The following is a 26329-nucleotide window of genomic DNA, read 5'->3' as shown; positions in this document are numbered from 1 at the left end:
AGTACCGTAATTAGAGTTTAGGTGTGAAAAAAAAGTGAATAGATGACGGGTTTTTTGCTCAATCTGACGTTTCGTATAGCGAAGACGAAATAATAAATTTCTGGGTGATATAAAAAAGCCCCGCACATTGGCGGGGCTAATATCATTTTACTTATCTATTTAGCGTGAGCTTATAGAGACTCAGTAAATGTACGTGCGATTACGTCAGCTTGCTGCTCTGTAGTCAGAGAGTTGAAGCGTACAGCGTAACCAGAAACACGGATTGTTAGCTGAGGGTATTTCTCTGGGTGCTTAACTGCGTCTTCAAGAGTTTCGCGGTTAAGAACGTTAACGTTAAGGTGTTGACCACCTTCAATGCCAGCTTCGTGGTGGAAGTAACCATCCATTAGGCCTGCAAGGTTAGCACGTTGGCTGTCTTGTTCTTTACCTAGTGCGTTTGGCACGATAGAGAACGTGTAAGAGATACCATCTTGTGCGTCAGCAAACGGTAGTTTACCTACAGACGTTAGTGAAGCTACAGCGCCTTTCTCATCACGACCGTGCATTGGGTTTGCACCAGGAGCGAAAGGAGCGCCAGCACGACGACCGTCTGGAGTGTTACCTGTTTTCTTACCGTAAACCACGTTAGACGTGATAGTAAGAACTGACTGTGTAGGGATAGAGTTACGGTAAGTCTTAAGCTTACGGATCTTGTTCATGAACGTAGAAACTAGTTCACAAGCAATATCATCTACACGAGAGTCGTTGTTACCGTATTTAGGGTAATCGCCTTCGATTTCGAAGTCAGTTGCGATACCGTCTTCATCACGGATTGGCTTCACTTTAGCAAACTTAATTGCAGACAGTGAGTCAGCAGCAACAGACAGACCAGCAATACCACAAGCCATAGTACGACGAACGTCACGGTCATGAAGAGCCATTAGAGACGCTTCGTAGCTGTACTTGTCGTGCATGTAGTGGATGCTGTTTAGCGCAGTCACGTATTGCTTAGCTAACCAGTCCATGAATGTGTCTAGGCGACCCATTACGTCATCGTAGTTAAGTACTTCGTCAGTGATCTTGTCGCCAACTGGGCCAACTTGCATTTTAAGCTTCTCATCAACGCCGCCGTTGATTGCGTAAAGCATAGTTTTTGCAAGGTTAGCACGAGCGCCGAAGAACTGCATTTGCTTACCAACGATCATTGGTGATACACAACAAGCGATTGCGTAATCATCAGAATCAAGGTCAGGACGCATTAGGTCATCATTTTCGTACTGGATAGAAGAAGTATCGATAGATACCTTCGCACAGAAACGCTTGAAGCCGTCAGGCAGTTGCTCAGACCAAAGAACAGTGATGTTTGGCTCTGGAGAAGGACCCATTGTGTATAGAGAGTTAAGGAAACGGAAGTTCGAACGCGTTACTAGCGTACGACCGTCGATGCCCATACCACCCATAGACTCTGTTGCCCAGATTGGGTCGCCAGAGAATAGCTCATCGTACTCAGGAGTACGTAGGAAACGAACCATACGCAGCTTCATTACGAAGTGGTCGATCATTTCTTGAGCTTGGTCTTCTGTGATTTTACCAGCAGCGATATCACGCTCTAGGTAGATGTCTAGGAAAGTCGAAGTACGACCTAGAGACATTGCAGCGCCATTTTGAGATTTAACAGCAGCTAGGTAGCCGAAGTAAGTCCACTGAATAGCTTCTTGAGCAGATTGAGCTGGCTCAGAGATATCGAAGCCGTAAGTCGCTGCCATTTGCTTGATTTGACCTAGAGCACGATGTTGCTCAGAGATCTCTTCACGTAATTGCATTGTAGCTGCAAGATCTTCGCCGTTCTCGAAACGCTCTTGTAGAGAAGCGAATTGAGCTGCTTTGTCTTTCATTAGGAAATCAATACCGTAAAGTGCTACGCGACGGTAATCACCAATGATACGACCACGGCCGTAAGCATCAGGAAGACCAGTCAGAACACCAGACTTACGACATTTTAGGATATCAGGCGTGTAGATATCGAAAACACCAGCGTTGTGTGTTTTACGGTATTCTGAATAGATTTTTGAAACCATCGGGTCAAGAGTTTCACCGTATGCTTTACAAGAACCTTCAACCATACGTACACCACCGTTAGGGATGATTGCACGTTTTAGTGGTTTTTCAGTTTGTAGACCAACAATTGTTTCAAGGTCTTTTTGGATGTAGCCCGCATCATGAGAAGTGATGGTAGAGATAACAGAAGTATCGAAATCTACAGGTGCTTTAGTTGCGTTTTCCTGTTTGATACCTTCCATTACCGAAGCCCAAAGCGTATTAGTCGCCTCAGTACCTTCAGAAACTAGGAAAGACTCGTCGCCTTCATATGGCGTGTAGTTCTTTTGAATGAAATCACGAACGTTTACTTCGCTTTGCCACTCACCTGCAGCAAAATCTTCCCAAGCTTTAGCAAATTGCTCTGCCATGACATACCTACCTTTTTAGTAGAAAAAATTCGTACTTAACACTGTTGAGCCAGCGCCCCTCGTAAGGGTAGTACACTCTTATTAATAACAATATATATGAGCATATAAGCTTCATATGGTTATATATATTGTCACTACTTTTTATATGTTGTCTTTACTCTATGAATTCAAGACTACGCTAAAAAATTCCTGCAAACCTTAAACTAAATCAATAAATGCCAAAAAAAGTTGAAAAAATTTGAGTGGCAGGGGTTGCCACCCAAACTTTTTTTTAGTCTCAATACTACTTTTGTGTAGTGAAGACCATTATAGCCAAGCTTTTAGACCATATTGGCTTTCTAGCATACCAACTGCAAGCATTGCTACTAAACAGATAACCAGAACACCGACTGGGATAACAATCTTGTCGACGAATGACAGACGCTTCGCACGCTCTTTATCACCAATCAGACCGTTGTTATCAAGCAGCATTGTTAAAGCCCAAGCTAATACCGGGTTAACAACTGCTGAACCAAAGATACAGATACCAGCAGCTTGTGAATCTTTTGAATCCTTAACCATCTGCATACCTGCTTCAAGTAGAGGTAGAGATACACCTACAAGTAGCGCAACACGCATTACTGGTGGCCATACTGCTACGTCCATTGGGAAACCAAGAATCGCAACGATGATACATAGCGAGCCAAGTAGAATCGCACCGCCTGGAATAGGGCGCTTCGCGATTGCCGCTGGGATCATGTAAGTACCCCAAGAAGAAGTGATGTTACCACCACCCACTGCAGTACCCACCATTTGACGCACAGAACACATCGTCATTGTGTCATCAACATCCATCAGAACTTTTTCAGAACGTTTAGGGTAGTTCAGTTCTTGGAAGATACGGTGACCTAGGAAATCTGGCGACCACATTGCTACGGCAAGAATTGCGAATGGTAGAGAAGCGATGAAGTGTTCAACGTTTGGCAAGCCAAGCATCCAACCTTCAGAAGTCGAACCCCACCAGTAAACTGGGTTTAGGTTTGGAATACCCATTTCAGTTTCGAATACAATATCGAAACCAGCACCCAATGCTAATGCAATAGCAAGGCCTGTGAATGCACAAACTGGGATAGCTAACCAACGCTTGTTCACTTTTGCTAAGAAAGCGTAGATAGCGATAGTAATAGCAAGAACGATTAAACCAACGTAACCCATGCTACCCGCTTCAACAGTAGAAGATTGAAGACCAACCGCCCATGCTTGAATCGAGTTAATTTGGCTCATGGTACCGGTTAGGCCTAAGAAGATAAGCAAGCCACCTGCCGTACCTTCCGAAGTCAGGTTAACAAGTTTAGAGCCGCCTTTAAGGAAACTTAGGATTAGACCAAAGACACCGATAAGGATTGCCAATGCAAGAGGGTGAGCACCAGCGAGAGCGATGGTACCGATAAGAGGGATCATTGGGCCGTGGTTGCCGGCAAGGTTTGCTTTAGGGTTAAAGAAACCAGAAGCAAGAATACAGAACAGCAGTGCAGGAATAAGCATTTCTACACGAGCAACTTCAATCGCGAAGTCTTTACCCAAGTTTACGTGATCCCAAGCTTGAGTTAGGCCATCAGCCCAAGACATCATTACTGCTGAGTACATCGCGATGATACCAATGGTACCAGCAAGTGCAGGAACAAGATCTTCAAGTTCAAAACGGAAATCACGGCCTGGAAGGTTTAGGCCAAAACGACGAGGCTTCATGATTTGAAGTTCGTGATCTAAGTAATCTGAGCGGCTCTCAAATTCAGAAGCAGGGCGGTGAAGCTCTTTATAGCTTTTCTCTTCTACTTCAGAGTTCGCATTATTGACAACGTCTGACATAGATTCCTCATATTTTTATGTTAGTAATTCTAAAATTGAATTCTATAAGTTCGCGTAATTGCGTTATTTCTTAGTTATAACTTATTAACATTATGTTGCACGTTTTTGATGTGCTTTATGCAGTTAAGTTAAAAGAAATATTTGGCATTTTTAATGCCTTATTGTGTGCTGAGAAGTCTAACAAGCTTACCCTTTAGGGTGATTGATCTTGATCACTTTATGAGTGTATGTGAAAGAAAGCTACAAAACGAAGCGTTTCATTAACTTCTCATTGATGAATCATGTAATTTTTTTTCACAAACTGACGTTTACCTATCTTCTTCGAGCCTTTGTCGCCATGACTCGAGCTCAATGCCCAATTCTTACTGAGTTATTTCACTATTACTTGTTGCCCCAACGGCTCTCGGTCAAATGCTTACAATGCAATAACCTTAAAATAATTGTGACTTATGGTGGGTATGTTGTGTTGAACGCGCAGATTATATTTTGCTGACCTCGACGTATCTAAGTTCACGAAACTTGTTTTTCTTGTGAGACATCAAGCTACGAGAATCTCATTTTGATTAACTTTATTTAAACAATGCAAGGAGTGTAATTACAGCTTATTGATAGAACTCATTCATTAAATTGAGGCGAAAACGCTACCTTTTGCATAATAAGTCAGAGTGAATCGCTATTTATTCCAATTTATTAGGTTAATAATTTGTTGCATGTTTTTTCGTGTGGTGCTAGTTTGTATCGCATGAAAAGGTCGGAGTACCTTGCATTTTCACAAACTTGGGAGAGAAAGCGCATGAAAGATGTACCGGCGCTGGACATAAAGGATCTACACAAAACGTTTGGTCAAAATGAAGTTTTAAAGGGAATTTCACTTTCTGCGCATAAAGGCGATGTAGTCTCGATTATCGGATCTTCAGGATCGGGTAAAAGTACTTTCCTTAGATGTATCAACCTCTTAGAAACACCTACTGCTGGCGAAATTTGGGTTAATGGCGAATTAATTCAAATGAAAAATAACCGCCAAGGCGTTTCCGTTCCTGCAAATGAAAAACAAGTTCAACGAATCCGTTCTCGTTTGGCTATGGTTTTTCAAGGCTTCAATCTTTGGTCTCACCTGACCGTTCTCGAAAATGTTATCGAAGCACCCGTTCATGTTTTAGGCGTACCTAAAGCACAAGCAATTGAAAATGCTGAGCTGCTACTGAAGAAAGTAGGACTATATGAACGTAAAGATTACTACCCGGGTCATTTATCTGGCGGTCAACAACAGCGTGCTGCGATTGCAAGAGCGTTAGCGGTTGATCCTGAAGTAATGCTATTTGATGAACCGACATCTGCACTTGACCCTGAGTTAGTAGGGGAAGTTCTTGGTGTAATGCGTGACTTAGCCGAAGAAGGAAGAACCATGCTTGTAGTAACACATGAAATGGCTTTTGCTCGTGATGTATCCAACCACGTGATGTTCTTACATCAAGGTCTGGTGGAAGAACAGGGCGATCCAGCTAAACTGTTTACGGCACCTGAATCAGAGCGTCTACAACAGTTTATCTCTTCTATCTACTAATAATCAGCTATGCACGCAGTCGATTGAAGTAAATCAAAATTGAAATATTGTTGTTAAGGTCAATGACAGCGGTATAAGCAATAAAACACAACAAGTAATTTAATAAGTAACAACAAACACAATATTAAAATTAGCAAAACATAAAAACCTAAATCACAGGAGTAGGGATATGAAAAAGTGGTTATTAGTAGCGGCACTTGCTGCAACTGCTGCAACGGGCGTAGCTCAAGCAAAAGAATGGAAAACAGTACGCTTCGGTATTGAAGGTGCTTACCCTCCATTTAGCTGGACTGAAGCGGATGGTTCATTAAAAGGCTTTGATGTCGATATGGCGAACGCACTTTGTACTGAAATGCAGGTGAAGTGTAAGATCGTAGCGCAAGATTGGGATGGCATTATTCCTTCTCTACTTGCTCGTAAATATGATGCGATCATCGCGGCAATGTCGATTACAGAAGAGCGTAAGAAAAAAATCGACTTTACTGGTAAGTACGCACTTATCCCAAACAAGTTCATCGCTAAAAAAGGTGCAGGCCTTAACTTTGATGATCTAAGTGGTCAAAAAATTGCCGTTCAACGTGCAACAACTCACGATAAGTACCTAACAGATAACTACGGCGACACAGTAGAAATCGTTCGTTACGGTTCATTTGATGAAGCTTACCTTGATTTAGCTAATGGCCGTGTTGCTGCTGTACTGGGTGATGCATCTGCGTTAGAAGAAGGCGTACTAAACAAAGCGGGTGGCGAAGACTACGAGTTTGTTGGTCCATCTCTAACCGATCCTAAATGGTTCGGCGATGGTTTTGGTATTGCTCTACGTAAGCAAGACAAAGATCTGACTAAACAGTTAGATGCTGCAATCCTTTCACTACGTGAAAAAGGCATCTACCAAGATATCGCGGCTAAATACTTCAACTACGACGTATACGGCCAGTAATCTCTAGCGTCACTTCTTAAGGGAGAGGTTATCCTCTCCCTGTCTACCAACTTTTTCGCAGTTCTGTTGGAATTCATTATGTTTGATTTACAAGGATATGAAGCTTCGATCCTGAAAGGGGCGGTGCTTACGATCGAAGTTGCCTTGCTGTCGCTAATTTTAGCTATGGTTCTTGGTATGCTAGGTGCCTTAGCTAAACTCGCGCCTTATCGCTGGGCTCGTGCTATCGCAACCCTCTACACAACCGTTATTCGAGGCATTCCTGACCTCGTATTGATGATGTTGATTTTCTTTGGTGGACAAATCCTTTTAAACAACAGTTTGTATTCCATCAATGAGTGGCTCAATGAATGGTTCACGTCGAGTGACCCTAACCACGAGTGGACCGCTTACTTACCTGACTATATTGATGTCAGCCCATTTATTGCCGGTGTCTTAACCATTGGCTTTATCTTCGGTGCTTACATGGCTGAAACCTTCCGTGGTGCCATCATGGCTGTTGATAGCGGCGAAATGGAAGCGGCAAAGGCCTATGGTATGGGCCCTGTATTAGCGTTCCGCCGTATTCTATTACCTCAAATGATTCGTCATGCACTGCCGGGTTTTGGTAACAACTGGTTGGTTCTACTCAAGACCACCGCGTTGGTTTCGATTATCGGTTTAGAAGACATGGTGCGTGTTAGCGCATTGGCTGCAGGTTCAACTAAAATGCCATTTACCTTTTATATGACAGTGGCACTTATTTTCCTATTCTTCACCAGTGTTTCGACGGGCTTGCTTAAGTTGGTTGAACGTAAATTCAGTATCCACGCGAGGTAGTTATGGACTTTTCATTGATAATTGAAAGCCTGCCGATTTACCTTAGTGGTTTATGGACAACGGCTTGGATGGTTTGCGTAGCTTTGATCATTGGCTTGTGTGTAGCCATACCATTAGCTATTTCTCGTAACAGCCCAAATATGTTGATTAACGCTCCTGCTTGGTCGTTCATCTATTTCTTCCGTGGTACGCCATTATTGGTGCAGTTGTATCTGATTTACTACGGTATGGACCAATTTTTCCCAGTGAAAGATACCCTATGGGAAAACGCATGGTTCTGTGCATTGGTTGCGTTTATTCTGAACACGTCGGCTTATACCGCTGAAATCATCCGTGGTGCGATTAACGGTTTACCGAAAGGTGAAGTTGAAGCAGCAAAAGCATATGGCATGAGTACACCGAAGACATACCGCCGTATCATTCTGCCAAGTGCTCTTCGTCGAGCGTTACCGGCTTACAGTAATGAAGTGATATTTATGCTTCATGGCTCTGCAGTTGCAGGTATTGTAACGATTATGGACTTGACTGGCGCAGCACGTTTGGTTAACTCACGTTACTACGCTCCATTCGAATCTTTCTTAACAGCAGGCCTGTTCTACATGGCGCTAACGTTTATCATCATCGCGATTTTCAAGTTCGCAGAGAAACGTTTCCTAGCTTACCTAAGACCGCTTAGCTAATTTTCTGAGAAGCTAATTCTTTGATACAAAAACGGCGCTTTCATAGCGCCGTTTTTTATTGATAATGACTAATTTACTCGTTACTTAAACGTCGACCAAATAGGAGCGTGATCTGACGGTTTTTCAATGCCGCGCAGTTCGTAGTCGATACCTGCTTCAGTACATTTATCAGCAAGTTTCTGAGTCGCCAGTACCACGTCAATTCGTAGGCCGCGGTTGTCCACGAAACCTTTTGAGCGGTAATCAAACCACGAGTATTGGTCGTTTACTTCTGGATGTAGTAAACGGAAGCTATCTACAAAGCCCCAATCCATCAGTGTTTTCAACCATTCGCGCTCTTCTGGTTGGAAAGAACACTTGCCTGTTTTCAACCAACGTTTCGCGTTAGGTTCACCGATGCCGATGTCTGCGTCGATAGGGCTGATATTGATGTCGCCCATCACAATGACTTGTTCATCTTTGTTGTGATAGTCATTTAGGTAAGTCATCAAGTCTTTGTAGAATTGACGCTTGTATGGGTATTTAGTCTCGTGCTTGATATTGTCCCCTTGAGGGAAGTAGCCATTAAGCACGGTAACTTTTTCACCGTTTTCGTCTTCAAACGTCGCCATGATCATACGCTTTTGATGGTCTTCATTGTCTGTAGGAAAACCCTTCTGCACAGAGATAGGCTCTTGCTTACACAGCATAGCCACACCGTAGTGCGCTTTTTGGCCATGGAAGTAAACCTTGTAACCCATCGCTTCAACATCAGCGAGCGGGAAGGCTTCATTGTGCACTTTAATCTCTTGAAGACCAATCACGTCGGGTTGATGTTTGTCGATAATCGCTTGCAGTTGATGAAGGCGGGCTCTAAGGCCGTTGATGTTGAAGCTAATTACTTTCATTTGTTTTTATACCTCTCGGAAACCTTTGTCACTGTTTGTTCTAAAGGTTTTTTGATTTGGTTGATTTCATGGTTCATCGTATTTAACCATGCTTAATAACTTCTGTCGCCATTTTGTAGTGACTAAATGGCGACGTAAAATTGTGTGAATACCTACAGTTACGCGGAATCTATTGAGTCTTTAGCAAGTCTAAAAAGAAAGCGTATTCAAGTGCGTCTTCTTTCAATCGTTTAAATCGACCAGAAGCACCACCGTGACCGGCTTCCATATCGGTTTTGAACAACAGCACATTGTTGTCTGTTTTCATTTCACGCAGCTTCGCCACCCACTTCATCGGCTCAAAGTACTGTACCTGTGAGTCATGCAGACCTGTTGTTACCAACATATTCGGATAGCTTTGTACTTTAATGTTGTCGTATGGCGAGTAACTCAGCATGTATTCGTAGTAGGTTTTATCGTTCGGGTTGCCCCATTCGTCATATTCGTTTGTGGTTAGAGGAATTGATTCATCAAGCATGGTTGTTACCACGTCTACAAACGGAACGTGTGCACCAATACCACGGTACAGTTCTGGTGCTTGGTTGATGATTGCGCCCATCAATAGACCGCCAGCAGAGCCGCCCACCGCAAATACTTTATCTTGAGCGCCGTAACCTTCGTCAACAAGTCCTTTGGTTACATCGACAAAATCGTTAAATGTGTTTTGTTTGGTCAGTTTCTTGCCGTCTTCATACCAAGGGCGACCAAGCATTTCTGAACCGCGAATATGAGCGATTGCATAAACGAAGCCTCGATCAAGTAGGCTTAGGCGAGCTGAGCGGAAGGTAGGTTCAATCGTCGAGCCGTAAGATCCATAGCCATATTGGTAGATTGGGTTAGTACCGTTTTTCTTGAATAAGTCTTTACGATAAACCAAAGAGACAGGTACTTGCTTACCATCTCGAGCCGTTACCATGATTCGCTCTGATTGGTAGTTGTCCGCTTCGAAATCACCCAATACAGGTGTTTGCTTCATTAGCTCGGATTCGCCTGTATTTAGGTCGAAATCATAGTAAGTGCCTGGTGTGGTTAAGCTGCTGTAGTAGACGCGAACTTTTGAATTGTCTAATTCATAGTTACCAGTCAGGTAAGCGGCAAAAGCGGCGTCATTGAACTCGAGTGGGAACTCTTTGCTCGTGGAGAGTTGACGAACTTTCACTGTAGATAAGCCATTTGCACGTTGCTCGTAAACAAGATGGTCATCAAACAACTCGAAATCGACAAGTTGAGTATTATCATCAGCTGGAATGACATCGACCCATTTTGAACGGTCGTGCATATCTTTGGTTGTGACTTTCATTAAGCGAAAGTTGACGGCTTGGTAGTTGGTGTAGATGTAGTTCCAATCACCTAGCTTAGCGATGCTGTACTCAATGCCTGTTTCCTTTGGGTAAAAAAGTTCTGCTTTCGCGTTTGGGTTACTGGCATCGATGACTGAAACACCGCTGGTTTCTGTGCTCGAGTGCCAAATGTACACTTGTTGGCCATCTTTACTCTTACTTAAGCCAGTGTAGTAAGCTGTGTTGGTTTCCTCGTAAATCAACTCATCGTTTGTCTGAGGTGTGCCTAAGACATGGCGGAAAACTTGGTAACCCAATAGCGTTTGTGGATCTTTCTTGATGTAATAGAAGGCTTGGTTGTCGTTTTGCCAGGCAATTGAACTCGAGGCACCTTCAATTTCATCAGTTAGATATTCACCGGTCGTGAGGTCTTTAATCTTAATGGTGTAAACACGGCGGCTCAGCGTATCTTCGCCATAGGCCAACAAGTTTTCGTTTGGACTGATCGTCAAGCCGCCAATACTGAAGAATTCGTGTTCTTTTGCCAGTGCGTTAACGTCTAAGATGACTTGCTTGTCTGTGCCTGCAAAGTCTTTTGCACGCAAGTGAACTTCGTATTCGTTGTCACCCGTGACTTCATTTGAATAGAAGTAGCTGCCTTTACGAACCGGTACCGAATTGTCATCTTTCGCGATTCGGCCTTTGATCTCATCAAATAACTGTTCTTGTAATGCATTAGTGTGTTTCAACACGGTCTCTGCGTACTGATTCTCTTGCTCAAGGTGTTGCAAGATCTCTGGATCTTGGCGCTCGTCATCGCGCATCCAGTAATAATCATCGATTCTAGTGTCATCATGAACCGTCATTGCATGAGGGACTTTCTTAGCTACGGGGGCTTTGGTTTGCTGAGCGATAAGTTGCGATTGAGAGTAGTGGGGCATGGTTGATATTCCTTGATTGCTGCATCCGGCGATAAGCGCGACCGATACGGCTAATGTGGTTAAAGCGAAACGCATCTTTATATCCTTAGTGTGCACCTTACTCGTTTTAATGCCAGCATCCTTTAGTGGTTAGTTTTCTTCCAGTGATGTTATTTATAATTGGATTCTGGATATGCACTTTCAACGTAAGTGTCTGTTATTGTTTTCAAAAAATCAAAGTAATGTTTTATGAAATTGGTGGTAGACACTAGGCGAGGGTAAACGGGTAATAAAAAAGGGACACACTTTTCAGCATGTCCCTCTATTTGTGTAGGCAAGATTTGCGTTTTACTTTAAATAGCCAATGGCATTTCGTTTGAGTGGTCATGTTTACGATTGACCCAACGTAAACCAAGCATCACGATAAATGACATTGCGATCATCAAACAACCGAGTGGAAGCTGGTCTTGAGCAGGGAAGAACGATGCCAATAATGTTGCGATACCAGCACCTAGGTTCTGCATACCACCTAAGATCGCGCCGCCTGTACCAGCATGGTATGGGAATGGCGATAGTGCCCCCGTTGTTGCTGCTGGAAATAAGATGCCAGCGCCCAAGAAGTAAATGGTTGCGCCGCCAATCAGAGTTAGTGCAGTCGTTTGACCAAACAGACCCGGTATCAGCACCACGGCAGAGCCGACTAAGATCGACACTAGGCCGACATTCAGTGCACGGCGCTCAGAGCGACGTTGTGCGATGTAACTAGATAAGCCAGCACCCACTAAGTAACCCGGAATGGGTAAGACGAACAACAAGCTTACTGTGGTTGCAGGTAAGCCAAGTACACCGCCAAGTAGTACGCCTGCCGCTGCTTCAAAGACGGCTACGCCAGCAAAGGTTGCGACCAATATTAGTAAGAAGCCTTGGAAACGTTTGTCAGACAGAACGAATTTGTAGCTGTTTACAACCGATTCATGTTTACGTCGTTCTTTTGGCAGTGTTTCCATCATGCTCGTCATCATGGTGATCACAACAGCGATACCAAACAGTGCAAGGAACAAGTAGCTAGAACGCCAACCGAAAGCTTCTGTTAGGTAACCACCCAGTACAGGTGCCATCAATGGTGAGAAAATCACACACATGCTGATTAGGCTGTTTGCTCGGTGCAGTTCTTCGCCTTCAAAACAGTCGCGAGTCAATGTACGAGACATCGCACCACCACAACCGATGCCCAAGCCTTGGATAAAGCTGCCCGCTAGGAACCATTGATACTCATGAGCGAACAACGCCACCAAAGTGCCGATGATATAGATGATCAAACCAGCAACGATGATGGGTTTACGGCCTAAGCGATCAGAAAGCGGGCCGTACACAAATTGTGACAGACCGTAAGGGATCAGGTAGCACGCCATCACCGCTTGAAGTGAAGATGCAGAAACCAAGAACTCACCCGACATATGACCGATAGAAGGCACGTACATCGTTTGAGTCATTTGACCTACGGCAGTCAGAATCGCGATTAAAAAGGTAAGTTTCGCTAATGGAAACGAGGCAGACATTTGCGTATCTCTCCAAAAATTAAAGACGTAAAAAGCCTTAGCGCTCCATTGAGGAGAGCCAAATGAATAAAGTATTCAGGGAATCTAGGCGCGAGATATTAGAGCTTGAATGGCGACTTAGCAATCAAAAAGCGTGAAGTTGATCAAGATAAAAATCTATGGTTTGGATTATAAAAACTAATCCGAAATGGGTGGGGTTTTAAAGAAGTACAGGGTGATTAGGTTCCCTTAAAATGTCGCAAGTAAAGGTTGCCTTGAGAAAACAACATTCCTTTTAATAGTGATAGTTTAAAACGTTTATCTAAGTAGTAAGCATCGCAAGTTGGGGGTTCTAGCTTCAATAATTTAACTTAGAGGGACAAGGCGAAAGCTCTTGAAATCACAGAAACAAAAGACAAATGACACGACTTATTAACATTTCTATAAACTTTCGTTTTATATGTGTGCAATTTGTGATGTAATCATCGGCTAAGCTATTCATCTCATTTATTTACATTGAGCACTGGAATGGAGCATCAATGTGATAGTGACGGTCATGGAAGTCTTTTGGCTTAAATAAGGATATTAAATGCGCTCTCTATCGGTACAGTGGAAAATCACCCTCTTAGCAGGATGTTGCCTAATCATTACTTCACTGTCTCTTATTGGTTTCTCGATCTACAACGCGACGAGTAATCAACAAGTCATCAAATCTCAAAGTTCAGAATCAGTTATCAATAAAACTCAGCAATTGCTCGCGTCTGTTTCTCAGCTCAATGCTCAAGAAACTCAACGCTATGTCGATGAAGCCATCTACCGCGCAGAAATGCTGGCTTCTAGTGCTCAGTTTCTAAAAAACAATGCGGATGAGAACTTTACGCCAAGTGAAGAACTTCGTACTGCATTAGATGAAATGGTACGTCGCTCAGTTTTAAACTTTGATTCGATCCAAGGGGCGTACTTAGTCTTTAAGCCAGATTTACTCGATGGTGAAGATGCGAACTATGTCGATGCTGATTATGTTGGATCTAACGAAAAAGGTCGCTTTGCGCCTTACTGGAAGGTCGCCGATAACGGTGAGAATGTTCTGTCGAATGTGCTTTCAGAATCGATATTAAGCGATGATAGTAATAGTGAACGTTTTTATTGTCCTCTGTCTTCAGGGCAAACCTGTATCAGTACTCCGCGAGTAGTAAATAGTGGTGGTAAAGCATTACTTACGTCTTCAATCTCTGTACCTATTTTAGTCGATGATATGGCGATTGGTTTCTTAGGTATCGACTTAAGACTCGACGGCTTAACCAATGTGGTAACTCAATCTGATCAAAGCTTGTTTGATGGCGCAGGTGCCGTTTATGTGGTTAGCCTAGACGGTTCGGTCATCGCTTCTGATGACTCAAGTATTGCAGTTGGTTCAAGCTTTCAAAGTGACAATACAAACAGCGATTTGATGACCGACTTTATCTTTGGAGGTGAAGTGACGACTCAGTGGAGTGGGAACGGTGAGTGGTTACTCGCATTTGCTCCTGTTATCGCTGCTAATCAAACTTGGGGTGTGCTGTTTGAGATCCCTAGAGAGAGTGTGGTTGCTGATGCAAGTCGACTCGATTCTATTATCAGCGCTAAGTTGAGCGAAGGCATTCAGACGGAAGTGATCGCTGGTATCATTTTCATTGTTTTCGGGCTGGCAATCATCGCCTTTGCTTCACTGTCTATCGTTAGGCCTATTCGACAAGTTGTTGAGAGACTTAATGACATAGCTTCTGGTGAAGGAGACCTTACTCAGCGATTAGAAGTTAAATCGCAAGATGAGATTGGTCAATTATCGAAAGGTTTCAACCAATTCCTAGATAAACTTCAACATACGATCAAAGAAGTCATTCAAACCACAGAGCAAGTCGCGAATACAACCAGTCAGGCCAAGTCGTCTGCGTCGAGTACGCGTGAAAGCAGTGAATCTCAATTCAAAGAAGTGGATCTAGTGGCTACCGCTGCCGAAGAGATGACTCAAACTTCGGGCTTAGTGGTGCAAAATGCAGAAATAGCGGTGGATGCTGCTTGTGAAGCGAACCGTTCGGCTCAACAAGGACAAGAGGTTATCGAACTTTCAGCGGGTGAAATGAGGAAGTTGGTGGATCGTATGTCGAGCGCTGTTCCGATTGTGGAAGAACTGGCGAAGAATAACGGCAATATTACTGAGATCTTAAGTGTTATTGAGGGGATCTCTGAGCAAACCAACTTGCTAGCCTTGAATGCTGCTATTGAAGCCGCGAGGGCAGGGGAACAAGGTCGAGGTTTTGCTGTGGTTGCTGATGAAGTTAGAAACCTAGCAAGTCGTACACAGTCCTCAGTTGGTGAGATTAGAGCGGTGATCGATAAGGTTCATGCTGGAACACAAGATGTTGTTGAAGCGATACAAGAAGGCAACATACTGGCGAACGATACAGCACTACACGTTCAGAAAGCGGTTGAAGATCTAGGTTCGATATTTACTTCTATTGAGGCGATCAGTGATATGAACAGTCAGATCGTTCGAGCCGCTGAAGAGCAGCAATCCGTTTCCGGTGAAGTGAATCAAAGTGTGGTTAACATACGTGATTTAAGCGCGAAGATTCTGGAGCAAGCGGCGGCGTCTGAGCAAGTGGGAAGTGAAATTGACCAATTGTCTCAGCAGCAGAAAAAGCTGGTGAATCAGTTTAAGGTTTAGTTGTTCACGGTATCGCTTTTAAGCTTAGTTGGCTGTTGAATAGAAAAAGGGACAAATGAAGATTTCATTTGTCCCTTTTGTTTTTCTTAGGTTCTAAGGCCTTAGATCTCGATGATATTCATCGAAACCGATTAACGAAGTTAGTCTTCGATAAACCAGTAACCTTTATTCACCAATTCCGTCACGACGGTTACACCTGAAGGAGAAAGATTGGTTGTTGAATTAATCACCTCGTCGTCACAAAGTACGTTTAGTAGTGATGAATCCGCTTCTTCAACCTTGACCACTTCCCCATTGATGTAAGCCGTGTTGCTTTCATTCTCGTGGTAGAGCGCTTTTAAGCCAGACACACGGTGGATCTCACCTTCTGACTCTAGGTGTTGAGCGATCTCTTCTGCTGTCCATAGAGGCTCAGGCGCAACGATATCAAGCTGGTGGCGTGATTGGCTTAACAGGCAGCCCATGAAGTCTTTGATGGTTTCAGGCTCTTCAAGCGCTGACATCAACATCTCCGTTAGGTTATTCAAATCAGACGCGCGAATCTTGCCGTAGTTATCTTGAGATTTGAATTTAGGATCATGCAGGTGAACGTCACCCATATCATGCGCTAGTACAAAATCCGCAAAGTTGCTGATTAGCTCTTGTTCTTTTGGCGAACGGTAACCAATAGAGTAGCTCATTGAAGGTTCTAAGGTTGTGCCTTCATGAGGAAAACCTGGCGGGATGTAAAGAATATCACCAGGTTCTAAAATCTCATCAATGATTGGATCAAAGCCTTCAATTTGACGAAGAGCAGAAGCTTGAATGGTTTCTTGGTACTGACCTACGTCTTTTGCTCCAACCTTCCATTGTCGCTTACCTTGACCTTGGATGATGAACACATCGTATTGATCGATATGTGGGCCTACGCCACCTTGAGGTGCTGAGTAGCAGATCATCAGATCGTCGAATAACCAGTTTGGCAATTGTTGAAAAGCTTCAGTCAGCTGGTTAGCGCCTTGGTGCCAATGGTTTGCTGCTTGCACGACTAGTTGCCAATGAGTTTCAGTGAGTTCACCGAACTTATCTTCAGAGAAAGGGCCGTGTTCTGCTTCCCATTTATTATCAAGGTTAGATATAAAGCGAGAATCCACTTCTTCTTCCATCGATAAACCAGCAAGTTCTTCTGGTGAAATAGGGTCGACGAAGTTTTGGAATCCACCTTTTAAGATGGTTGGTTTTTTATGCCAGTAGTTTTCAAGAAACTCGGGCATAGAAAAGCTAAGTTGGTACATGTGAATCCTGTCTATATTTATGCTAGATGCTAGATGCTAGATGCTAGATGCTAGATGCTAGTTTGGCTTGTAAATCTTGTTGGACAATTTTAATTGCCTCTAACGCTACTTTTGGGTCGATTTCGTTGCTTTCGAGCAGGTAGATCAGGTCGACAGCTAACTTAACTTCTTCTGGGGCGTTGTCCAGTGGGGATGGTGAGTTATCAGTGCTCATTTCGCTTAGGGTTCTCTAAGTTGATCAATCTTTCAATATTTTTCATGGAGTCTTTGCAGCGTTCTAACCGTTCTTTTGCTAATTGCCAAGCCTCGTCCGCTTTTTTCTTGCTGTGGCGAGGCGCAGAATCAAACGCTAACTTTCGTATTCGTACTAAATCGACCAATCGCTTTTGCCAATCTTGGTGCTGAGCGAGTTCGTTATACAAGTCATTGAGACTTTTCCCCGACTTACTTTTTCGATCTAATCTTAAATCATGATTAGCTAACTCTCTTTGGACAGCCGCTATCTGATTGGTTAGCTTTTCGGTCAGGTAAGTCGCTCGAGATGCCGTGAGCTGATTATTGGCTTGCTCTCTTAATATGGTGCGGTAGGTTGTCTGAGCTTCCATTGCGTAGGGAAGTAAAATAGACGCGCTACATTTAAACAAGGTTCTGTCGAATAACGCTTGATGGTAAGCGCCCCTCGATTTATCAACTTGAGAGCAATGGCCAATCAAGGTATCAAGGACACTTTTAAGTTTTGAAAAATGATTCATGTCTCTTCCCGAATGCTGGTGGCTATAAGTTTACAAACCACGCTTCGTAAGCCAGTTTAATCGCAAGAACGCTAACAACGGTTACAAACACAGGCCTTATAAAAGTAGCGCCAAAACGAATGGCTGAGTGTGCCCCTACGAATGCACCTGCCATTAAGCATACACCCATGGTTAAACCAAGTACCCAATCGATATGCCCTAGAATTGCAAAAGTAACTAGAGAGGTGAAGTTACTGGTGAAGTTCATTGCTTTTGATAGGCCAGAAGCAAGTAAGATATTTAGACGATAGAGAGCCATAGAGCTAACTGTCCAAAAAGCGCCAGTACCTGGGCCTGCAACACCATCATAAAACCCCAGTATGAACCCTTGGTACTTTTGTTTTTTCTTAAGAACGGGGCAAGGCTTAGGAGACACATTGTGGCTGACATCCGGAGTCTTGTGGAAAATGGTATAGACCGCAGCAGCAAGAATGACCAATGGCAGCACTTTCTCTAACCACTCCGTGCTAATCGCATCGACCGCTAAAGTACCTATGGTTGCACCAATTAATGTCGCGATGAATGCATTTATCCAACATTCAGGTTTAAATAGCTTTTTACGATAATAAGTGACAGCGGCCGTTGATGAAGCGAAGGTCGCAGCAAGTTTATTTGTACCAAGTGCAATGTGTGGCGGCAACCCTAGTGATAACAAAGCAGGGACGGTTAGCATTCCGCCTCCGCCAGCCACAGCATCAATAAAGCCGGCTGCAAATGCAACCAAAGCAAGTACAACCAACATGGTTGGTTCAATCATTTCCATAAATAGCTATTGTTCTCGTTATGTGCTGGTAGGGCAGCAGCATGAGTAACCTTTGGGTTAGTCATGCACAATTGTGAATGCAAAGGTCAAGCGATGGTAGACCCGAAGCCACCGATAAGATGGCTAAATTAGTATTTTATTGTTCTTTTAAAAGGCGGTAACGAGTCGAGTAAGGATTTCCCGTAACGCTTTGTCACTATGCGCCGATCAAGGATCGTGACTTTACCAGAATCTCTTTCTTTACGCAGTAACCGTCCGACAGATTGAATAAGCTTTTTACTCGCTTCTGGAACGGTAATCTGCATGAAGGGATTACCGCCTCTTGATTCGATATATTCAGAGTGTGCTCGTTCAACTGGTGAGGTTGGTACTCCGAATGGAATCTTGGTGATGACCAGATTTTCAAGTAGCTCACCTGGTAAATCAAGACCCTCAGAAAAGCTGCCAGTTCCAAATAGAACGCTTGTTTTACCTTGATCTATTAGCTTTTTATGTTTTTTTAGGATTTCAGTACGTGAAGTATCACCTTGAACCTGTAAAGCCCATGACTTTTTAACGAAATCTGTTGCCAAAGCTTCGGCAACTTTGTTCATTTGCCAGTAAGAAGAGAATAGAACGAGATTGGCTTTGTTGTCTTCTATTACCTTAGGCAAAATTTCAATAAGATATTCAGTAAACTGAGGCGCCTGTGGCTCGTACTTCATCGCTGGAACGATCAACTCTGCTTGGTTTTGGTAATCGAATGGTGATGCCAATGCTAAAAACTGTACTCCATCCTCTTCTTTCTGGCTGATACCGGCTTGATGACAGAAAAAACTGAAGGAGTTAAGCGCTCTCATTGTCGCTGAAACGAGCACAGCACCGACACAGCGACTCCAAATCTGCTGGTCTAACTGCCAACCAACTTCTAACGGAGAGACATTGACAACAAAGTCCCCTTCGCTTTCTTTGCTCAATTCAAGCCAACGTGCCAAAGGCGCACCTTTTTCGCGTTTAGGTTCAGCCATTAAACGCCAAACTTGAGCTAGATTTTCTGTTCTTTGTATATAGAAGCCTATTTCGGCCAGAGCTGGTTCTGCTAGCTTTGCCGAAAGCTCTCCATCTTTTACACGCTCTGCGATAAGGTCGGCGATTTTGGCTACGGCTTGGCTTGTTTTTTGAGTCAACTGTTTCAGATCTTTGGATTCGTTTTCCAACCATTCTGGTAAGTCGCCGTGCTCGAAACGATACAGGCCGTCTTCAAAGTGGCTAGCATCAAATTGTTTGCTCATTTGAGTCAGAGTCGGAATTAGCTGTTGAACAGAATCTTGTAATTCATTTCTGAATCGACCCACTCGCTTTTCATCCGCCAAGCCCGAAAGCTTTGTGATGGATTGATTCAAACGCTCTAACCATGAAGCGGCGCCTTTTAAGCTCGCCGCTGCAGAAGAGTGATCTCTCGCTACGTGTGGTAAGTGGTGAGCCTCATCGAATATATAGATGCTATTTTCTGGTTCTGGAAGTATCACACCGCCGCCAAGGTCTGCATCAGCCATAACCAAACTGTGATTGGCAATAATCACATCGACTTTATCCAGCTCCGAGCGTGCTTTCTGGAAAGGACAATCTCGATGAGTCGGCATACTGTTGTTACAGCTGTGCTTATCGCTCACGATCATTTGCCAAATCATATTGTCGATTGGTTTAGGCCATGAGTCACGATCCCCGTCCCATTTGCCTTGAGCCAAACTACGATACATGGTTTGAAGCTGTTCGATGTCTTTCTTCTTTGGCTTAGAGTCGAATATCGCCATTTGCCCACCATCAACTCCACAAGCGGCGGCTAACTTCTCGGTACAACAATAACGCTGTCTACCTTTGGCGAGTATAAAAGAGAACTCTCTATCAGTAAGTCTTCTATATAGAGGGAGATCTTTATTTACGAGCTGTTCTTGAAGCGCAACCGTCGCTGTTGAAATGACGATTTTTCGATTATTGAGCACAGCGACAGGAATCGTTGCCATGAGATAGGCGAGTGATTTTCCGATCCCTGTTCCTGCTTCAGCTACGATCATGCGATTACTTTTATGGTATTGACCACAAAGTGTCTTCGCAATTTCGGCAACAAGGTAATTTTGAGCACGTCTAGGTACAAAGTTGTCCAACTGATCTTGGAGGTTTTGATAACTGGTGCGAATGGATTTTTGAATTTTAGTAGTTAGCATACTGTGACCTACGTAACGGAGCGAGGATAGTAGCACATATCACTAGCCGGTACATTTACGGCAAAATAGCTTGCTTTTGAATCAAAGGTAGATCTCGTTCACAAAAAAAAACTGAACCATCAGGAACTTAACGATTTTATTTATCTTGCGAAATATAAATATTAAAAAAGACTTAGCTACAGGTGTTAAATTCTGATTTTTGGTTGTTTCTTATCGTGTTTTTGGTGTTAAGTTCTGTACTGTTCTTTTTTAGGATTATTATATTTCCTGATAAAACTAAGGATAAGTTGCTCGTAAAATGATGAAAAAAAATGTAAGTGTTTGATTTTTATGTTCTTGTGTTTTTTTTAGGTCTGTTTTTAGTTTATTTGACACGCAGGATAATCTTTTGCAATCTAGACCTCGAAATTTAGTGACGGTGATTAACCAACAAAGAGTGGTAATGACCAGTCATAAAAAATAAAAGGGAACCGGGCAAGGATCTCCCATTCTTAGAAAAGGCAGTGGATTTATTATGAAAAAGACTCTATTAGCGCTAGCTATCGCAGCTACAGCAACTTCTGTTAACGCAGCAGAAATTTACTCTAACGACGATACTAAAGTTGGCCTAAAAGGCGAGGTAGATATCTACCTGACTCAATCTGAAGTTGACAATGTTTCTGGTGTTGGTTCTGAGAAGAAAGACGCTGACGTTTCTACTTGGGCTAAAATCCAATTAGACGCTGAACAGAAGCTAAACGACCAGTTCACAGCATTTGCATCTTTCGAAATCGAATCTGACGGCAGCAATGCTAAGTTCGATGACGTTCTAGCTGGTTTTAAAACTGATACTTGGGGTATGGCTTTCGGTGAGACTGGCGACCTAGCAGAATCTGCTGACGCTATCCAGAAAGACGATATCACAAACGAAGGTAACTACATGGGCTCTACCGGTGGTCACCACAAAGAGTCTTCTGGTCACGGTGCTGTATTCAAAGGCCAGTTCGTTGAAGGTTTTACAGTTGTAGCTGACATTAATACTGAAGCTACAGATGGTGTTGATAACACTTACGGTATCTCTGCAGATTACGCATTCAGCAACTTCTCTATCGGTGCTTCTTACATCGCTGGTGATGCAGCTGAAAACGTAGATTACCTACTAACAGGTGTTTCTGCTTCTGCTGAATTTGGTGGTCTATACCTAGCTGCTACTTATGCACAGTACGAAGGCAACCAAGGTTACGGTTACTGGGACCTAGCTTCTGGTTACGGTAATGGCGAAACTATGGGTGTTGCTGCTGCTTACCAACTAGACGCAGTTCGTCTATACACTACTTACGCAGTAGCAACTACAGACGAACGTGTATCAGCAACTGGCGTTGTATCATCAATCGCTGATGTTGATTCAACTAACCTAGTAGTTGGTGCTGATTACGCATTCCGTAACAACATCCTATTCTTCGCAGAATACCAAACTGCAGATTTCGAAGTTGATGGCGGCGCAGACCTAGATGCTGACGGCGTAACTGCTGGTGTTTACTACACATTCTAATCTGTAGTTAACTATGCTATATAAAAGCCAGCACTATGCTGGCTTTTTTACATTTATCGATAAGGAATTGTACATGAACAAGTGGTATTTGAGTTTTATCTGTCTGTTCTCTGCTCCATATGCAACTGCTGGGCTTGAGCTAGGTTCTGGGGTTACGTTGAACACTCTCAATGGTGAGCAGATAAAAAGCATAAAAGATGCAGTGTTCACATCAGGTGAAAATCAACTTGTGGTGGACTATACCGGCTATCTGAGTGATAAAGGTAAGAGAGAATTTATCAGCACAGTACCATATATCATGGTTATTGATGCTCCCGAAGGTTCAGAGATAGATATTGACCTTAAGAGTCGAAAATTTGGTAATGTTGAAAAAAATGTAGATAAAGGGCAACCAATTTTTAAGGTTGCTATAAATGGTGATGATGTAGAAGTGGAACAAGAAGTCTTACCTCCAGCTCAAGGTGCATTACCATACGGTGATATCCCTCAGTTGGTAAAAGACTACAATCAAGAAAGAGGCTTAGTTTTTGATTCAGGAAAGATTCGGTCGTTGAAAGAAGAACTAGCGGCGGTACAAACTGGTGCAGTAGTTGGATCGACGGTCGCTGCCGGCAGCACTGTGCAAGAATCAGAAAATACCCTTCAACTTAAGCTGTGGTATTCAAGAGCAAATGAAGAAGAACGTAAAGCGTTTCAAAAGTGGTTAATTGACCAAAAGTAAAACAACCAAGTTTTTAAAGCGAGGTGTCCCTGTTTATTACAGGCACCTCGCTTTTTCATTTCTACTAATTATTTACTAGATCTCTTTCCACTCACCCGGTTGAAGCTGACCCACGTTCATATTGCCCATCGAATAGCGGATAAGACGCAGGGTAGGGAAACCGATATTTGCTGTCATTCGTCTTACCTGACGGTTACGTCCTTCAATGATAGTAATGGCTAACCATGTTGTTGGTATTGCGGCTCTGAAACGCACTGGAGGGGTTCTTTCCCACACAACAGGTTCAGACATCACTTCAATTTGAGCAGGCAGTGTCATGCCGTCTTTTAGCTCCACGCCTTTCCTCAATTTATCTAAATCTTCCTCAGAAGGTGCGCCTTCAACCTGCACCCAGTAAGTCTTCGGTGACTTTGAGTTTGGTTGAGTTAATTTGGCTTGGAAGATGCCATCGTTGGTCAATACCATTAAACCTTCGCTGTCACGGTCGAGTCGTCCGGCAGCATAAATATCTTTAACAGGAATAAAATCAGCCAGTGTTTTCCTGCCTTCACCGTCAGTGAATTGACTGAGGGTATCGAAAGGCTTGTTGAATAAGATTACTTTGCGATCTTCAAGTGATACCTTGGGTTTTGCGCTAGTAGGCTTGCCTTTGTATCGGTGTTTACTTGAGTGCGGTTTCTTGTGCGAATTGCCAGTGTTATTTTTATCACTGCCGCGGCTCGGTCTATTACCGTTTTGTTTTAATGTGGTACCAGAACGAGCTGGTTTGTCTGAGCTAGATGCGCCTCGAGAGCGAGTAGACATGTTAACTACCTTGAAAAAATGTAAACGAAGTGTGCTGAAAAGTTTTCACTGAAACGGAATTGAGCTATCATTTGCGCGCCTAAAAGACACAAAATAGAACAAGTTGATGGACTCTTAAGCCTGATTTGTTTAATTATACCTTCGTGTTTTATTATAACAACGCACTCACGGATTTGGTTCATGCTGTCATCAAGATTGTATGAAAAATAAGATAGAGTACGACTATCGAGTAAGCAGTTTTCACTCTTTGAGTGGCTTACTGGTCAATTTATAACATGCTCACTACTTTAAATGAGCTTGTAAGAACTATAGGGAAATTTCATGCCTACTGAAAAACCAACGATCATCTATACCATTACAGACGAAGCTCCGGCGCTAGCAACTTACTCTCTGCTGCCAATCATTCAATCTTTTACAGCTTCTTCTGGTATTAACGTTGATACTCGCGACATTTCACTTGCAGGGCGCATTATTGCCAACTTCCCTGACTATTTGAACGAAGAGCAACGTATTGGTGATGCACTAGCAGAACTAGGTGAATTGGCTAAGACACCAGAAGCGAACATTATCAAGCTTCCAAACATCTCTGCATCTGTACCTCAACTTCAAGCAACGATCAAAGAACTTCAGTCAAAAGGTTACGCACTTCCTAATTATCCAGAAGAAGCAAATACTGACGAAGAGAAAGCCGTTAAAGCGACTTACGACAAAATCAAAGGCAGTGCAGTAAACCCTGTGCTACGTGAAGGTAACTCGGATCGTCGTGCTCCACTTTCTGTTAAGAATTACGCGAAGAAAAATCCACACTCAATGGGTGCATGGTCTGCAGATTCTAAGTCGCACGTTTCAAGTATGGACGACAAAGACTTCTTCGGTAGCGAAAAGTCAGTAACGATTGAAGGTGCTACAGAAGTGAGCATTGAATTCGTAGGCAAAGATGGCGCGAAGAAAACACTGAAGCCTGTTTTTGCACTGCAAGATAAAGAGATCATCGATGCTTCTGTAATGAACAAAGCTGCTTTGGTTGCATTCTTTGAAAAAGAGATCGCATCGGCTAAAGAGCAAGGTGTACTGCTTTCTCTTCACATGAAAGCGACGATGATGAAAGTATCTGACCCTGTGATCTTTGGTCACGCGGTTAAGGTTTACTACAAAGACGTATTCGCTAAACACGGTGAACTATTCGAAGAAATCGGTGTTGATGTTAACAACGGCATCGGCGATGTATACGCAAAAATAGCTGCGCTTCCTCAAGATCAGAAAGAAGCGATCGAAGCTGACCTACAAGCGGTATACGAGACTCAACCACCACTAGCGATGGTAGATTCAGACCGCGGTATTACCAACCTACACGTACCAAGCGATATCATTGTTGATGCATCTATGCCTGCAATGCTGCGTTCTTCAGGTCAAATGTGGGATCCAGAAGGTAAACAAAAAGATACTAAAGCTATGATCCCAGATCGCAGCTACGCAAGCATCTACCAAGCTGTTATTGATTTCTGTAAAGAGAACGGCGCTTTCGATCCAACAACGATGGGTAGCGTACCAAACGTTGGCCTGATGGCTCAAAAAGCGGAAGAGTACGGCTCACACGACAAGACTTTCATCCTAGAAGCTGCTGGTCAGGTTCAAGTGGTTGACGCTTCTGGTTCTGTTCTTCTTGAGCAAGACGTAGAGGAAGGCGATATCTTCCGTATGTGTCAGGTTAAAGATGCACCAATTCAAGACTGGGTTAAGCTTGCTGTAACTCGCGCACGTGCTTCGGGTGTTCCTGCGGTATTCTGGCTAGATGCAGATCGAGCACACGACGCTCAGCTTATTAAGAAAGTAGAAGCTTATCTTCCTGAGTACGATACAGATGGTCTTGAAATTAAGATCCTTGCTCCACTTGAAGCAACTCAATACTCTCTGGTTCGTATCAAAGAAGGTCTAGATACTATTTCTGTTACAGGTAACGTATTACGTGATTACCTAACTGATTTGTTCCCAATTCTAGAGCTTGGTACGTCAGCTAAAATGCTGTCGATTGTTCCACTAATGAATGGCGGCGGTCTGTTTGAAACAGGTGCTGGCGGTTCAGCGCCTAAGCACGTGCAACAAGTAGAGAAAGAAAACCATCTGCGTTGGGATTCTTTAGGTGAATTCTTGGCATTAGCGGCATCTCTAGAGCACCTAAGCGTAGTAACTGGTAATGCTAAGGCACAAGTTCTCGCTGATGCGCTTGATAAAGCGACCGGTGAATTCCTAGATAAAAACAAATCTCCTTCACGTCGAGTAGGTGAGCTTGATAACCGTGGTAGCCACTACTACCTAGCAACATACTGGGCTAAAGCGCTTGCTGAGCAAGCAGTTGATGCTGACCTAGCGGCTGAGTTTGCAGGTGTTGCAAGTCAACTGGCTGAAAGCGAAGAAGCGATTGTTGCTGAGCTAAACAACGCTCAAGGTCCAGCTGGTGATTTAGGGGGCTATTACCTACTTGATGATGCACTAGTTTCAACGCTAATGCGCCCGAGTGCTACATTGAACGCATTCATTGACGCATAGTGATTAGGACTAACCGTTAGCAAGT

The 26329-nt window shown here is 43.4% G+C and carries 19 protein-coding genes; 8 read left to right on the top strand and 11 right to left on the bottom strand.

Going from position 1 to position 26329, the window contains the following annotated elements; genetic code table 11:
* Positions 1–170: 170 nt before the first annotated feature.
* The gene (gene pflB, locus AC3CKG_RS10915) at positions 171–2447 is read right to left on the bottom strand and encodes a formate C-acetyltransferase (RefSeq protein ID WP_017107258.1); all 2277 of its coding nucleotides are present in this window, start codon (positions 2445–2447) and stop codon (positions 171–173) included.
* Positions 2448–2753: 306 nt separating this feature from the next.
* The gene (locus tag AC3CKG_RS10910; RefSeq protein ID WP_016767646.1) at positions 2754–4295 is read right to left on the bottom strand and encodes a DUF3360 family protein; all 1542 of its coding nucleotides are present in this window, start codon (positions 4293–4295) and stop codon (positions 2754–2756) included.
* Between the two features lie 793 nt (positions 4296–5088).
* On the opposite strand from AC3CKG_RS10910, the gene AC3CKG_RS10905 reads away from it, so the two are divergent.
* From AC3CKG_RS10905 to AC3CKG_RS10890, 4 genes are all read left to right on the top strand, one after another.
* Complete coding sequence (locus tag AC3CKG_RS10905; protein ID WP_017107256.1) at positions 5089–5859, top strand: ABC transporter ATP-binding protein; 771 nt, start codon at positions 5089–5091, stop codon at positions 5857–5859.
* Positions 5860–6028: 169 nt separating this feature from the next.
* Complete coding sequence (locus AC3CKG_RS10900) at positions 6029–6799, top strand: ABC transporter substrate-binding protein (RefSeq protein WP_017107255.1); 771 nt, start codon at positions 6029–6031, stop codon at positions 6797–6799.
* Positions 6800–6877: 78 nt separating this feature from the next.
* Complete coding sequence (locus tag AC3CKG_RS10895; RefSeq protein ID WP_004736534.1) at positions 6878–7618, top strand: ABC transporter permease; 741 nt, start codon at positions 6878–6880, stop codon at positions 7616–7618.
* A 2-nt stretch (positions 7619–7620) separates the two neighbouring features.
* The gene (locus AC3CKG_RS10890) at positions 7621–8298 is read left to right on the top strand and encodes an ABC transporter permease (RefSeq protein ID WP_065111034.1); all 678 of its coding nucleotides are present in this window, start codon (positions 7621–7623) and stop codon (positions 8296–8298) included.
* 80 nt (positions 8299–8378) lie between these two features.
* Here AC3CKG_RS10890 and xthA read toward each other — a convergent pair whose 3' ends face one another.
* From xthA to emrD, 3 genes are all read right to left on the bottom strand, one after another.
* Complete coding sequence (xthA, locus tag AC3CKG_RS10885) at positions 8379–9185, bottom strand: exodeoxyribonuclease III (RefSeq protein WP_102519187.1); 807 nt, start codon at positions 9183–9185, stop codon at positions 8379–8381.
* A 169-nt stretch (positions 9186–9354) separates the two neighbouring features.
* A complete protein-coding gene (locus tag AC3CKG_RS10880) occupies positions 9355–11520 on the bottom strand; it encodes a S9 family peptidase (RefSeq protein WP_488528350.1) in 2166 nt (721 codons plus the stop codon).
* A 257-nt stretch (positions 11521–11777) separates the two neighbouring features.
* The gene (gene emrD, locus AC3CKG_RS10875) at positions 11778–12983 is read right to left on the bottom strand and encodes a multidrug efflux MFS transporter EmrD (RefSeq protein ID WP_488528349.1); all 1206 of its coding nucleotides are present in this window, start codon (positions 12981–12983) and stop codon (positions 11778–11780) included.
* A gap of 568 nt (positions 12984–13551) precedes the next feature.
* Here emrD and AC3CKG_RS10870 point away from each other — a divergent pair.
* On the top strand, positions 13552–15669 hold the full coding sequence (locus AC3CKG_RS10870; RefSeq protein ID WP_488528348.1) for a methyl-accepting chemotaxis protein: 2118 nt from the start codon (positions 13552–13554) through the stop codon (positions 15667–15669).
* A gap of 140 nt (positions 15670–15809) precedes the next feature.
* Here AC3CKG_RS10870 and AC3CKG_RS10865 read toward each other — a convergent pair whose 3' ends face one another.
* From AC3CKG_RS10865 to dinG, 5 genes are all read right to left on the bottom strand, one after another.
* Positions 15810–16943 carry a ribosomal protein uL16 3-hydroxylase gene (locus AC3CKG_RS10865; RefSeq protein WP_488528347.1) on the bottom strand — a complete coding sequence of 378 codons (1134 nt, stop codon included), beginning with the start codon at positions 16941–16943 and terminating at the stop codon, positions 15810–15812.
* Positions 16944–16986: 43 nt separating this feature from the next.
* Entirely contained in the window at positions 16987–17157 is a 171-nt protein-coding gene (gene rsmS, locus AC3CKG_RS10860; protein ID WP_017107250.1) for a pleiotropic regulatory protein RsmS, read from the bottom strand.
* Positions 17147–17695, bottom strand: a complete 549-nt coding sequence (locus AC3CKG_RS10855) for a primosomal replication protein (protein ID WP_488528346.1) — start codon at positions 17693–17695, stop codon at positions 17147–17149. Before AC3CKG_RS10855 ends, rsmS begins: the two co-directional genes overlap by 11 nt.
* 22 nt (positions 17696–17717) lie before the next feature.
* Positions 17718–18497, bottom strand: a complete 780-nt coding sequence (locus tag AC3CKG_RS10850; RefSeq protein ID WP_017107249.1) for a sulfite exporter TauE/SafE family protein — start codon at positions 18495–18497, stop codon at positions 17718–17720.
* A gap of 128 nt (positions 18498–18625) precedes the next feature.
* Entirely contained in the window at positions 18626–20701 is a 2076-nt protein-coding gene (gene dinG / locus AC3CKG_RS10845; protein WP_488528345.1) for an ATP-dependent DNA helicase DinG, read from the bottom strand.
* Between the two features lie 514 nt (positions 20702–21215).
* Between dinG and AC3CKG_RS10840 the strand changes: the two genes are divergently transcribed.
* Together AC3CKG_RS10840 and AC3CKG_RS10835 are read left to right on the top strand one after the other, a co-directional pair.
* Positions 21216–22232, top strand: coding sequence for a porin (locus AC3CKG_RS10840; RefSeq protein WP_017111061.1), 1017 nt, complete (start codon positions 21216–21218; stop codon positions 22230–22232).
* A 73-nt stretch (positions 22233–22305) separates the two neighbouring features.
* Positions 22306–22953, top strand: coding sequence for a DUF2057 family protein (locus AC3CKG_RS10835; protein ID WP_488528344.1), 648 nt, complete (start codon positions 22306–22308; stop codon positions 22951–22953).
* 75 nt (positions 22954–23028) lie between these two features.
* Here the strand turns inward: AC3CKG_RS10835 and AC3CKG_RS10830 are convergent, their stop codons facing one another.
* Positions 23029–23757 carry a pseudouridine synthase gene (locus AC3CKG_RS10830; protein ID WP_488528343.1) on the bottom strand — a complete coding sequence of 243 codons (729 nt, stop codon included), beginning with the start codon at positions 23755–23757 and terminating at the stop codon, positions 23029–23031.
* 321 nt (positions 23758–24078) lie between these two features.
* Between AC3CKG_RS10830 and AC3CKG_RS10825 the strand changes: the two genes are divergently transcribed.
* Positions 24079–26304, top strand: coding sequence for an NADP-dependent isocitrate dehydrogenase (locus tag AC3CKG_RS10825; protein WP_488528342.1), 2226 nt, complete (start codon positions 24079–24081; stop codon positions 26302–26304).
* The last annotated feature ends 25 nt before the right edge of the window (positions 26305–26329 follow it).

The sequence above is a fragment of the Vibrio sp. QJM3NY_15 genome, assembly GCF_057785995.1.
This window is presented reverse-complemented; position numbering and strand designations above follow the sequence as displayed.

What these genes read in the sequence shown, in the direction of transcription:
- AC3CKG_RS10870 (WP_488528348.1), top strand. Translation starts at nt 13,552, where the DNA reads ATGCGCTCTCTATCGGTACAGTGGAAAATCACCCTCTTAGCAGGATGT.
- AC3CKG_RS10830 (WP_488528343.1), bottom strand. Translation starts at nt 23,757, where the DNA reads ATGTCTACTCGCTCTCGAGGCGCATCTAGCTCAGACAAACCAGCTCGT.
- AC3CKG_RS10890 (WP_065111034.1), top strand. Translation starts at nt 7,621, where the DNA reads ATGGACTTTTCATTGATAATTGAAAGCCTGCCGATTTACCTTAGTGGT.
- emrD (WP_488528349.1), bottom strand. Translation starts at nt 12,983, where the DNA reads ATGTCTGCCTCGTTTCCATTAGCGAAACTTACCTTTTTAATCGCGATT.
- AC3CKG_RS10905 (WP_017107256.1), top strand. Translation starts at nt 5,089, where the DNA reads ATGAAAGATGTACCGGCGCTGGACATAAAGGATCTACACAAAACGTTT.
- AC3CKG_RS10895 (WP_004736534.1), top strand. Translation starts at nt 6,878, where the DNA reads ATGTTTGATTTACAAGGATATGAAGCTTCGATCCTGAAAGGGGCGGTG.
- pflB (WP_017107258.1), bottom strand. Translation starts at nt 2,447, where the DNA reads ATGGCAGAGCAATTTGCTAAAGCTTGGGAAGATTTTGCTGCAGGTGAG.
- dinG (WP_488528345.1), bottom strand. Translation starts at nt 20,701, where the DNA reads ATGCTAACTACTAAAATTCAAAAATCCATTCGCACCAGTTATCAAAAC.
- AC3CKG_RS10900 (WP_017107255.1), top strand. Translation starts at nt 6,029, where the DNA reads ATGAAAAAGTGGTTATTAGTAGCGGCACTTGCTGCAACTGCTGCAACG.
- AC3CKG_RS10910 (WP_016767646.1), bottom strand. Translation starts at nt 4,295, where the DNA reads ATGTCAGACGTTGTCAATAATGCGAACTCTGAAGTAGAAGAGAAAAGC.
- AC3CKG_RS10840 (WP_017111061.1), top strand. Translation starts at nt 21,216, where the DNA reads ATGAAAAAGACTCTATTAGCGCTAGCTATCGCAGCTACAGCAACTTCT.
- xthA (WP_102519187.1), bottom strand. Translation starts at nt 9,185, where the DNA reads ATGAAAGTAATTAGCTTCAACATCAACGGCCTTAGAGCCCGCCTTCAT.
- AC3CKG_RS10835 (WP_488528344.1), top strand. Translation starts at nt 22,306, where the DNA reads ATGAACAAGTGGTATTTGAGTTTTATCTGTCTGTTCTCTGCTCCATAT.
- AC3CKG_RS10850 (WP_017107249.1), bottom strand. Translation starts at nt 18,497, where the DNA reads ATGGAAATGATTGAACCAACCATGTTGGTTGTACTTGCTTTGGTTGCA.
- AC3CKG_RS10865 (WP_488528347.1), bottom strand. Translation starts at nt 16,943, where the DNA reads ATGTACCAACTTAGCTTTTCTATGCCCGAGTTTCTTGAAAACTACTGG.
- AC3CKG_RS10825 (WP_488528342.1), top strand. Translation starts at nt 24,079, where the DNA reads ATGCCTACTGAAAAACCAACGATCATCTATACCATTACAGACGAAGCT.
- AC3CKG_RS10855 (WP_488528346.1), bottom strand. Translation starts at nt 17,695, where the DNA reads ATGAATCATTTTTCAAAACTTAAAAGTGTCCTTGATACCTTGATTGGC.
- AC3CKG_RS10880 (WP_488528350.1), bottom strand. Translation starts at nt 11,520, where the DNA reads ATGCGTTTCGCTTTAACCACATTAGCCGTATCGGTCGCGCTTATCGCC.
- rsmS (WP_017107250.1), bottom strand. Translation starts at nt 17,157, where the DNA reads ATGAGCACTGATAACTCACCATCCCCACTGGACAACGCCCCAGAAGAA.